General features: G+C 57.9%; 11 protein-coding genes. 10 read left to right on the plus strand and 1 reads right to left on the minus strand.

What is annotated here, in order from left to right; genetic code table 11:
- Positions 1-90: 90 nt before the first annotated feature.
- A complete protein-coding gene (locus ACQKKX_RS15545) occupies positions 91-594 on the plus strand; it encodes a CopD family protein (RefSeq protein ID WP_427571828.1) in 504 nt (167 codons plus the stop codon).
- On the opposite strand, the gene ACQKKX_RS15550 is transcribed toward ACQKKX_RS15545, so the two are convergent.
- A complete protein-coding gene (locus ACQKKX_RS15550) occupies positions 572-1,072 on the minus strand; it encodes a DUF2231 domain-containing protein (protein WP_427571829.1) in 501 nt (166 codons plus the stop codon). The genes ACQKKX_RS15545 and ACQKKX_RS15550 overlap by 23 nt on opposite strands.
- Before the next feature lie 63 nt (positions 1,073-1,135).
- Here ACQKKX_RS15550 and coxB point away from each other — a divergent pair, with 63 nt between their 5' ends.
- The 9 genes from coxB (at position 1,136) to ACQKKX_RS15595 (ending at position 10,639) form a co-directional block, all read left to right on the plus strand.
- Positions 1,136-1,801 carry a cytochrome c oxidase subunit II gene (gene coxB, locus ACQKKX_RS15555; RefSeq protein ID WP_427571855.1) on the plus strand — a complete coding sequence of 222 codons (666 nt, stop codon included), beginning with the start codon at positions 1,136-1,138 and terminating at the stop codon, positions 1,799-1,801.
- Positions 1,798-4,308 (plus strand): cytochrome c oxidase subunit I, encoded by a 2,511-nt coding sequence (ctaD, locus tag ACQKKX_RS15560; RefSeq protein ID WP_427571830.1) that lies wholly within the window; start codon positions 1,798-1,800, stop codon positions 4,306-4,308. The genes coxB and ctaD overlap by 4 nt, the downstream gene beginning before the upstream one ends.
- Entirely contained in the window at positions 4,305-4,652 is a 348-nt protein-coding gene (locus tag ACQKKX_RS15565; protein WP_427571831.1) for a hypothetical protein, read from the plus strand. Before ctaD ends, ACQKKX_RS15565 begins: the two co-directional genes overlap by 4 nt.
- Positions 4,640-5,635 carry a formate/nitrite transporter family protein gene (locus ACQKKX_RS15570; protein WP_427571833.1) on the plus strand — a complete coding sequence of 332 codons (996 nt, stop codon included), beginning with the start codon at positions 4,640-4,642 and terminating at the stop codon, positions 5,633-5,635. Before ACQKKX_RS15565 ends, ACQKKX_RS15570 begins: the two co-directional genes overlap by 13 nt.
- A 71-nt stretch (positions 5,636-5,706) precedes the next feature.
- On the plus strand, positions 5,707-7,983 hold the full coding sequence (locus ACQKKX_RS15575; protein ID WP_427571857.1) for an FdhF/YdeP family oxidoreductase: 2,277 nt from the start codon (positions 5,707-5,709) through the stop codon (positions 7,981-7,983).
- A gap of 97 nt (positions 7,984-8,080) precedes the next feature.
- Positions 8,081-9,202: an IS3 family transposase gene (locus ACQKKX_RS15580; RefSeq protein WP_427571834.1), complete on the plus strand. Its 1,122-nt coding sequence runs from the start codon at positions 8,081-8,083 to the stop codon at positions 9,200-9,202.
- Between the two features lie 271 nt (positions 9,203-9,473).
- A complete protein-coding gene (locus ACQKKX_RS15585) occupies positions 9,474-9,662 on the plus strand; it encodes a DsbA family protein (protein WP_427571836.1) in 189 nt (62 codons plus the stop codon).
- A gap of 321 nt (positions 9,663-9,983) precedes the next feature.
- A complete protein-coding gene (locus ACQKKX_RS15590; protein WP_427571858.1) occupies positions 9,984-10,223 on the plus strand; it encodes a type II toxin-antitoxin system Phd/YefM family antitoxin in 240 nt (79 codons plus the stop codon).
- Positions 10,223-10,639 (plus strand): type II toxin-antitoxin system VapC family toxin, encoded by a 417-nt coding sequence (locus ACQKKX_RS15595; protein WP_427571838.1) that lies wholly within the window; start codon positions 10,223-10,225, stop codon positions 10,637-10,639. Before ACQKKX_RS15590 ends, ACQKKX_RS15595 begins: the two co-directional genes overlap by 1 nt.
- Positions 10,640-10,656: the final 17 nt, after the last annotated feature.

Here is a 10,656-nt window from a genome sequence, read left to right on the forward strand (position 1 = left end):
ACCGGTTTCACGCATTCGTGTTCTAGACACATCACGCCCAAGCTCCATCTACGGGAACTCTTGCACCTCCACCGCCAGAACGGGCAGAGCTTGCTGATTGCAATTTTGAAATTCGTCCACATAACCATGATCGCGATCTGGGCCGCCGGCCTGATCAGTCTGCCCGGGCTTTACGTTCAGCGTGCACATGTGAAAGACAAGGACGCGCTTTACCGCCTGCAGATGATGGTGCGCTATGCCTACGTTACCATCATCTCCCCTTCCGCCTTCATCGCGGTGGCAACTGGCACGGCTCTCATCTTCGGCCAGCAGACCTATGCTCCATGGTTCTCGCTTAAATTGCTTTTCGTCGGCATGCTTGTCGTCCTGCATGTCCTGACAGGTTTAGTCATTATCAGGCTGTTCAAGGAGGGTGAGACCTACCCCGTCTGGCGGTTCATCATGGCGACCGCCGCGACTGCGGTTGTCGCGGCAGTGATCGTGTTCCTGGCGCTTGCCAAGCCACTCATCGAAACAGAATGTGCGAGCGAACTGATGCGACCCGGAGGGCTGCGAACCCTTGTCGAGAGTCTCAGTTCTTGGTCGATACCATGAGGCCGACACCATGATCGAAAATCAGTTTGCCGCCATGCCACCCGGCCATTCCCGTCATGATGCAGGTCAGCAAAGAGACAAGAATTCCATGCGGCAGAACATCGCCTGCGCCGGTTACCCGCAGGCCCCAGTTGAGGCCGGCACATGCGATAAGGGTGACGGCGGCAATAGCATGCGCCCAGCTCGCCACCCGTTCGCGGATGCCCGGTACGGACAGCAACTCGATCGTACCGACAAGGCCGGCAGCCACACCGAAAAAGAAGACGCCGCCCGAGCTCCACACGCCAACGCGTGTCCAGAACGGATCGGCGGACCACCAAAACAGCACATCCACGGCAAGCGTCAGGAATGCGAGAGCTATGGGAAAATGCACGCTCATGGCATGAAGCGGATGGCCGGCCACCGCGATCATGGAGCTGGCATCCTTATCCGTAACCTTGGCAGTAACAGGATTGGCCGCTTCGGTTTGGTCTTCCATCAGAGTTCTCCGCTTTTCGAACAAAGTCGTGGAGAGTGGAGTTGATTCCGCAGTCTGGCCGCGATCGGCCTTCTCTCGCTACTTGGTGGTTGCAGCGGCGAGCTTTCGGCGCTTGATCCTGCCGGGCCGTCTGCAGCATCCATCGCGGACCTCTGGTGGGTGATGCTGTGGGGATCATGCGCCCTGTTCACGCTTGTCCTCGGATTGTTCCTGGCGGTCTGGTTCGTTCCCGACTTCGGGCGTCGCCTGCGGCCTGACCGATGGATCCTGTGGGGTGGTCTCGCCCTTCCCTTGCCTGTTCTGATCGCATTGACGCTCTACGCTTTCAACCAGGGTGAATTTCTCCTGAAGGGCGCCGCCAAAGATGCCGAGAACGTCCTCGAAGTCCGCGCGACCGGGCGGATGTGGCAATGGGAGTTTTCTTATCCAACCCTGCCCGGAAGCGCGGCGGAGCCGGGGGTCTTGCATATACCGGCCGGCAGAACGATCGAGATCGTCGCCGAAAGCGAGGACGTCATTCACAGTTTCTGGGTGCCCCGCCTCGGCGGAAAGATCGATGCTGTTCCGGGACATGCTAACCGGCTTCGCATCCGCGCTGATAAGCCCGGTCGATATGGCGGCATCTGTTCGGAATACTGCGGTACGGGGCATGCCGGCATGCGTTTCGAGGTTCGTGCTCATGACGGAAACGGTTTTGTGAGAGCGGTCTCTGCGGAGACGAGCCAATGAGCAAGAACATGACGTCAGGCCAAAATCCGATCACACTGCATCGCGCCCTCGAACGCATATGGGGAACGAAACCGGGATGGGGCCGTCTCGCGGCTGTCAACCATAATGTCGTCGGCATCCGGTTCATGCTCACCGCACTGGTGTTTTTCGCGATCGGCGGCAGTCTTGCCATGCTGATCCGTACGCAGCTGGCGTCAGCCGAAAGCGGGTTCATGGATGCCGAAACCTATGCCCAGGTTTTCACCATGCATGGGTCCATCATGATGTTCCTGTTCGCCATACCATTCTTCGAGGGCATGGCGATCTACCTCCTGCCAAAGCTGCTTGGTAGCCGCGATCTCGCCTTTCCCCGTCTCGGGGCCTATGGCTACTGGTGTTATCTGTTCGGCGGACTGATCCTGATCGGAGCGCTGATCGGCGGCATCGCGCCCGACAGCGGCTGGTTCATGTACACGCCCCTGTCATCGTCGGTCTATGCACCCGGCATCAATTCCGATGTCTGGCTGCTCGGGATCACCTTTGTCGAAATCTCGGCTCTTTCCGCTGCTGTCGAGATCATCGTCACGATCATGAAGATCCGAGCCGCCGGCATGTCGATCGATCGTATCCCGATCTTCGCCTGGTACATGCTCGTGGTCGCAACCATGATGCTGGTCGGTTTCCCGCCCCTCATTCTCGGTTCCATCCTGCTTGAGGTTGAGCGCGCATTCGACCTTCCGTTCTTCGACCCCACGCGCGGCGGCGATCCGTTGCTGTGGCAACATCTCTTCTGGCTGTTTGGACACCCGGAGGTTTACATCATCTTCCTGCCGGCGGCCGGGGCAATTTCCACTATTCTGCCTGTCCTCGCAGGCACCCCTCTTGCCGGCTACCGCATGATCGTTGCGGCGATCGTCTCCATGGCATTTCTGTCGTTCGGATTGTGGGTGCATCACATGTACACGGTGGGCATTCCGCATGTGGCACTGTCCTTCTTTTCAGCGGCAAGCGCTCTCGTCGCCGTGCCGACAGCAATCCAGATCTTTGCCTGGCTCGCAACGATTGCGCATGGGCGACCGCACTTTTCCATTCCCATGCTGCATATTTTCGGGTTCTTTTTCGTGTTCGTTATCGGAGGTCTGACCGGCGTCATGCTCGCCATGGTGCCGTTCGACTGGCAGGCCCACGACACACATTTTGTCGTCGCTCATCTGCACTATGTCCTGGTCGGCGGCTTCGTTTTTCCCATGTTGGCGATGGCGTATTACTGGGTTCCACACGCCAGCGGAAAACAGCCGGTGCAGCACCTTTCGCATGCGGCGTTCTGGATGGTGTTCATCGGGTTCAACGTCACCTTCTTTTTCATGCACCTGACCGGATTGCTTGGCATGCCGCGGCGCATATTCGGATATCCCGCTGGCTTTGGCTGGGAAACCCTGAACTTCATTTCCTCGATGGGAAGCTTTCTGATGGCAATGGGTTTCGCCTTGGTTGCCCTCGATTTCATCCTATTGTTCAAGTTCGGTCGACCGTTCAGGCGCAACCCCTGGCGCGCAGGCACGCTGGAATGGGCCATGCCGACACCGCCGCCCTCGTACAACTTCGCCTCCATTGCCCGCATCGACAACCGTGCGGATCTGCTCGATCCCGACAGGATCGGGCCGCGCCTTGCTGCCGGCCACGGCTATCTCGGCATTCCACGGCACGATCGGATGGAAGTGCTGGGCGTGGATCCCATAAGCGGAGAGCCGGACCAGGTCGTGGAGCTTCCCCGTCAAACCTACCTGCCGCTCTGGACTGCGCTGGCGACGGGCGCCTTCTTCCTGCTCATGCTCTTCAAGCTATACTGGCTTATTCCCGTGGCGCTTGCCGCCGTGATCGGATGCTTCTGGCTGTGGACTGTTCGTGATGGTTCTCCTATCGACGGGGAGCGGATCTCGATTGGGCACGGCGTGAAGGTACCGGTGCATATCAGGGCACAGGTCCCGCCATCCTATCTCGCCATGGTGCTGACGCTGGTCGCCAACGCAACGCTTTACATCTCGCTGCTTTTCGGCTGTCTTTTTCTGTGGGTCTCCGCGCCCAACTGGCCACCGAAACATGTCTTGCTCGACATGCCGCTTCTGGCCATCGCTGCCGTCGCTTCAGTTCTGACTTGCGTTGGCAACCGTCTGGCAGGCGGCAGGACGAACCTGGCTCCGGTCGGAAATGCTTTGTCGCTCTGCGCGCATCTTCTATCGGCATCGCTGTTTCTTTGGGTCGCCTTTCTGACGTTGCCAGCACCTTCCGGTCATGCCGCAATCGCTTCCTTGTTTGTCGTCATGATCTATGCCGCGCTTCACGGCATGATCGGCGCCATCTTCGCCGTCCATGCCATATGGAGGGCCTTGTGCGGCCATGATGAATCGGTGCGGTCACTCGACTTGAGGATCGGACGGCTCTGGCATGATTATTCGGCGGCTGCGGCCATATGCGCTGTCGGCTTTTGCTGGAACCTGCAAACCCTGATCGCAGGAAGTGCGCCATGATGCGCCATCCTGTCCTGCTCATGGTTTTGGGTTTTGTCGTATGGAGCGGCGCCTTCCTCGGGATCTACTTCACCCAGGCAACCGCCTGCAGCCTTGCCATGCAGAGCCAATTCCTCCACGCTTCTGCAGGCGCATTCCGGCTTGTCTTGATCGGGATTGTCTTGGCGGCCATTGTGGCGGTGATTGCCGTCTACCGGTTTCAGCGACAGTCGCCCGAACTATCGGGCGACACTAGAACCTCCGATTTCCTGAAAGGCGTCACGACACGCGTGTCGGTCGCGGCTCTCTTTTCGACGGCTTTTTGTTTCATTGGCGTCTTCTGGCTCACTTTGTGCGCGGCCTGAATCCCGTCAATACGCTCAAAGCAATGTCGCGCCATATGGCGCGGGCTGACTGCTGGCTGAGTGGTACTCACATAAACGTGTGCATTCTTTATCGAGCCTTCTGCCCGCCGGATCGTTGCGAACCATGTGTCATTGACGGCACGGGGGAGCAGTTGCATCAAAAGGGAGAGCCCATGACCGGCACAGCATCGTTGCCACAACCGGACGAATTGTATGGCAACATCTTTGATGCCTGTCAGGACAAGGCGAACCTTCCATTCTCAAAGATGGTGGTGCTGGGCACGCTCGCCGGCATCTACATAGGCCTGGGTGGGCTTTTCGCGACGGTCGCTCTCGCAGGTGCGGGGGAGGTTGCCTTCGGCGCTGGTCAGGTTCTGTCCGGGATGGTGTTCTCGCTCGGGCTTGCGCTCGTGCTGATTGCAGGTGCGGAACTGTTTACCGGTAATACCCTGATGCTGGGGCCGGTCGCTGCGAAGCGGATACCGTTGACGCGGGCGATCTCCGCACTTTCCGTTGTCTATGTCGCAAACTTTGCAGGCGCAATCCTGCTTGCCGGCGTTAGGGCGGTTTCTGGGCTTCACGAAGCTGGTGACGGCGCCGTCGGGCGCGCCGCCCTAGAACTTGCCGAAACAAAAACGGCAAAAAATTTTGCAACAACCGTCGCAAGCGGCGTACTTGCCAATCTTCTGGTCTGCTTGGCAGTATGGCTTGCCTACGCGGCCCAGAGCGCGGCCGGCAAGATCATCGGGCTCGTACTGCCGGTGACGGCGTTCGTGGCGGCCGGGTTGGAGCATTCGATCGCAAACATGTACCTTCTTTCCTATGCCTATCTGGCACAGGGACTGATCGACCAGGGAGCCACCCTGGTGTCGCTTAGCGCGATTGCAGCCAATCTTTTGCCCGCAACAATCGGAAACCTTCTAGGGGGCGGCTTTATCGCCCTCGCCTATCACGCTGCCTACGGCAATAGCGCCAAGGCTTGAGCCCATCCGGCATCGGTGCATGCGCTGCTGGCTGCGCAGCCCGATATGGAAGTCAAACAGGAGAAATTTTCATGGCGGATCAGATCGCAAATCCGGAATCGGAAGGCCCTGCCGGTGGATGGGGTTCGCTGAAATCACTCGTCCGCATCTATGGCGAGACTTGGCCGACACCCGCAGCCATTGAATCGCTTGCCCGACAGAACAAGCCGAAGGGCTTCATGTGCGTTTCCTGCGCTTGGCCAAAACCCGTCAACTATCATCCTTTCGAATTTTGCGAGAATGGCGCGAAGGCGACGATGTGGGATCTTACCAATGCCCGTTGCACGCCGGATTTCTGGAATGACCACACGGTTTCCGAACTGCGGGCCTGGAAAGACCACGACCTCGAAATGACCGGCCGGTTGACGCATCCGATGCGTTACGACGCAGGGACGGACCGCTATGTCGAGGTGACCTGGGAAGAGGCCTTCGCCCGGATCGGAGCAACCCTCAAGCAACTGCATCCCGATTCCGCGGTCTTCTATTCCTCCGGGCACGCTGGGCTGGAGGCAGCCTATCTTTATGCGCTGCTCGCGCGGAGCTATGGAACAAACAATCTGCCGCAAAGCTCGAACATGTGCCACGAAACGACCTCCGTCGGTTTGAACAAGGTCATCGGATCGCCGGTGGGCACGGTGGTTTGGGAAGATCTGGAGAAAGCCGACGCCTTCTTTTTCTTTGGCCAGAACCCGGGCTCGAACAGTCCACGTTTCCTGCATCCTTTGCAGGATGCCAAAAAACGTGGGGCAAAGATCGTCACGTTCAATCCCGTGATCGAGCAAGGCCTGGTTTCGTTCGTCAACCCGCAAAACCCTTTCGATATGCTGACCGGCAACGAAACGGCGATTTCCGACCATTATCTGCAGGTCAAGGCAGGTGGCGATATCGCCGCAATTCTCGGCCTCTGCAAAACCGTGATCGAGGCGGACGACGAAGCTGTCGCGTCGGGCACAAACCGTGTCATAGATGTCGAGTTTATCGATACCCATACAACAGGCTTTTCCAGCTTCATCGACTGTGTGCGTAAAAGTGCGTGGCACGATATTGAACGTGAAAGCGGTCTAACTGAAACAGCGATCCGCGATGCGGCGGTTGTTTATATTCGAGCCGAACGTGTGATCGGTGTCTATGGCATGGGCCTGACACAGCATGCTCAGGGTGCACTGAACATCGCCATGCTGGTCAACTTGCTTCTCTTACGCGGGAATATCGGTCGCGAAGGCGCCGGCTGCTGTCCGGTTCGCGGCCATTCCAATGTTCAGGGGCAAAGAACCGTCGGCGTTGCCGAAAAAGCCGAATTGATCCCGATGGACAAGCTCAAGGAGCTCTTCGATTTCAATCCGCCGACCGAAGACGGCCTGACCATCGTGGATGCCGTCAAAGGGATGATCGCCGGAGAGATCAAGGCGACCATCTGCCTTGGCGGAAATCTGTTGCGCGCGGTTCCCGAGCAGAGCGAGATGGAGACCGGTTGGGCAAGTCAGGACCTCACGGTGATGGTCTCGACCAAACTCAATCGCAGCCATCTTTTTCCGGGCAGGCAAGCTTATATCCTGCCTTGCCTGTCACGGCTTGAGATCGATGAGCAGGCAACCGGCCCGCAAGCAGTAACGACCGAAGACAGTTTTTCGCATATCTCCGGGTCGCTGGGAAAACGCACTCCGGCTTCGAGATATCTGAAGAGCGAGCTGGCCATTGTGACCGGCATTGCAAAGGCGACGCTTGCAGACAATCCAAGCCTGCGCTGGGATGACTGGACGGGCGATTACGGTCTCGTGCGTGACCTGATCGAGGCGACATATCCCGATGATTTCAAGGACTATAATCGGCGCATGTTCGAGCCTGGCGGTTTTTATCGTGGTAACGATGCCCATCAGCGCGTCTGGAATACCGATGAAAAGAAAGCGGTGTTTACGACGCCGGACCGGATGAACGCATTGTCCTTCGACGATGCGGAAGGACGTTTCAGACTGGTGACGATGCGCTCCAACGACCAGTTCAATACGACCATCTACGGCTATTCAGACCGGTTCCGCGGTATTGAGGGGACGCGAGATGTCGTTTTGATGTGCGAACTGGATATCGAGGCGGCAGGTCTTTCCGAGGGACAAACCGTGAAGCTCGTCAGCGATTTCGGCGACAACAAACGTCGCGAACTTCCCGGACTTAAAATCGTCGCTCACAACCTGCCACGCGGAACGGTTGGCGCATATTATCCGGAGAGCAACGTACTAAATGCAATCGACCATCACGACCAGCTTTCGAAGACACCCGCCTCAAAAGCAATCCCGGTCCGTATTGAGGTCTGAATAAGGGCGGAAAAAGTCCATGCGACGTCGAGCTATTCTGAATAGCCCCGAGATTTGTAGACGCCTTCTTTCCTAATTTTGAGGTAGGAAGAGCATCATGAGCAAATCGAATTTCAGCGAAGGTTTTAAGCGCGACGCCGTGCGTCAGATCACGGAGCGGGGCTATACAGTTTCCGAGGTTTCGCAGCGTCTCGGCGTGAGCCAGCATTCACTCTACGAATGGAAGAAGAAGTTGGCAGCGTTTAACGCCAAAGGCACCGACGAGGCCGAGGAGATCAGGCGGCTGAAGAAAGAACTGGCTCGCGTCACCGAGGAGCGAGACATCCAAATCGGCCGCGTATTTCGCCAGGGATGCAAAGTGAAGTACGCGTTCATTGCCCTGCATCGCTTGCAGTTCTCGGTGCGGACGATGTGCCGTCTCCTGCGGGTTCACCCCAGTGGATTTTACACTTGGCTGAAGAACCCGCTGAGCAGGCGAGCCAGCGAGGACAGGCGACAGACCGATTTGCTCCTGAAGGCGTGGGAAGAGAGCGGCAAGGTCTACGGTTATCGCAAGCTGCACGACGATCTTCTCGATCAGGGAGAGATATGTTGCCCGAACCGGGTCCCGCGTCTGACCCGTCTCGCCGGGATCAAGGCGCAGATCGGTTACAAACGCCGTCCCGGCATATATGGCGGCAGGCCTGCCGTCGCTATCGACAACACACTCAACCGGCAATTTGACGTCGCGGCTCCGGACAAGGCCTGGGTCACCGACATCACCTACATCCGAACCTGTGAGGGCTTCGCTTATCTGGCTGTCGTCATCGACCTTTATTCCCGCAGGGTCATCGGCTGGGCTATGCAGAGCCGACAGACTACGGACGTCGTATTGCAGGCTCTGCTCATGGCGGTGTGGAGACGAAAGCCAAAGGACAAGGTGCTGATTCATTCGGATCAGGGTGCGCAGTTTACCAGTATGGACTGGGCCTCGTTCCTCAGGCACCACAACCTGGTTCACTCGATGAGCCGACGTGGCAACTGCCATGACAATGCGGTGGCCGAGAGCTTCTTCAATCTTCTGAAGCGAGAGAGGATACGTCGCAGGGTCTACCGTTCGCGCGATGAAGCTCGCCAGGATGTGTTCGACTACATCGAGATGTTCTACAACCCGAAACGCAAGCACGTCAGAAACGGAATGCTGTCGCCCGTCGAGTTCGAGAAGCAGCAGAAAATCTAACCCGAGGGTGTCTACGAAACTCGGGGCTATTCAAAGACGGTCGCCGATGTTATCGGCGACCGAGATATCAGGATCCGGTGGAAGCCATTTGAGCTCCGCCCGCATCCCATCCCGACGCTAAAACCAGAAGATCCATATCTTCCAAACATCTGGGCAAGGTCAGTCTATCCTCTGGCAGAACGCCTTGGCGTTCCTATCAAACTGCCAACCATCTCTCCGCAACCCCGCAACCCCGCAACCCCGCAGCTCAAGAGCCTTCGAATTGTTCGCAATGGCGAGCGATGCGGGTCTTGGGCACGCGTATTCGATGCGAGTGTTCAAGGCATTCTTCCAGGAAGATCGTGATATCGAGGATATGGAAGTCCTGGTCGATATTGCCGCTGAGGTTGGGTTGAATTCAGTTGAAGCTCGATTGGCCCTAATCAACGGCACGTATGTCGAACAGCACAAGGATGCCTGAAGACATGCTGAGGAAGAAATGAAAATCGCAGTTGTTCCGACCGTCGTTGTCGGAAACACGGTGTTCCGGGGCACCCCCTCGGTAGAAGAACTCACTAACGCCTTGGTAGACCTCAAGCAGCCCAAATCCTGACGGAAACGTTCTGGGAGAGTCACGATGTGCCGGCTTGGAGCCGGCACATCGAAACGCACGCTTTCTGCGAGGAGCCCGTTTTGTGCCGGGCGCGAAGTATCGCTTATCGGAAGTGAGAAGACCAACCGCTTGACCAACTTCGTCGGGCCTCTTATTCTCGTGCTGAAAGCAAGGATCGAGGCCCGCGCGATGACGACGACGATAAAAATCTCTGAAGCGAAAACGCATCTTTCCGACCTGCTCGCCCGCGTCGAGGCTGGCGAAGAGTTCGTCATTGCTCGCGGAAACGATCCGATCGCCCACCTGACCGCGGTTCGCAAGCAGACCGACATGCAGCTGCTGCTCGCCGAAGTTCGCGCCGCGCGTCAAAAGGCGACCACGTCCACGCATGAGGAAATCCTCTCGTGGCGTGACGAAGGTCGCCGCTGATGTCTTTTGTCATCGATGCCTCGATGGCGGCCGCCTGGCTGCTGCCGGAAGAGTTTTCGGACGCCGCCGAGGCGGTGATGGCGACCGTCAATGCCCCCTGCCCTGTTCCGTCGCTATTCTTTTTCGAGATCCGCAACATTCATGCCATGTCCGAGCGTCGCGGTCGAATTGCGGCCGGCAGCGCGCTCGTCAACATGGAGCGGGTTCGCCGACTGCCGCTGGAGGATGCCGGCATTGGTGCAGACAGCTATGTTTTGCTGCTGTCGGCCAATCATAGCCTAAGCGCCTATGATGCCGCTTATCTGGCGCTCGCCCTCAGCCGCAGCATCCCGCTCGCCACGCTCGACCGCAAACTGGCCGCCGCGGCTCGCAAGGACGGTGTTGCCGTTCTTGGGCCATTAGCCCATGGCGACTAAGCGACCATCCGGCGATG

The sequence above is a fragment of the Neorhizobium sp. NPDC001467 genome, from assembly GCF_050275975.1.
GTDB lineage: Bacteria > Pseudomonadota > Alphaproteobacteria > Rhizobiales > Rhizobiaceae > Neorhizobium.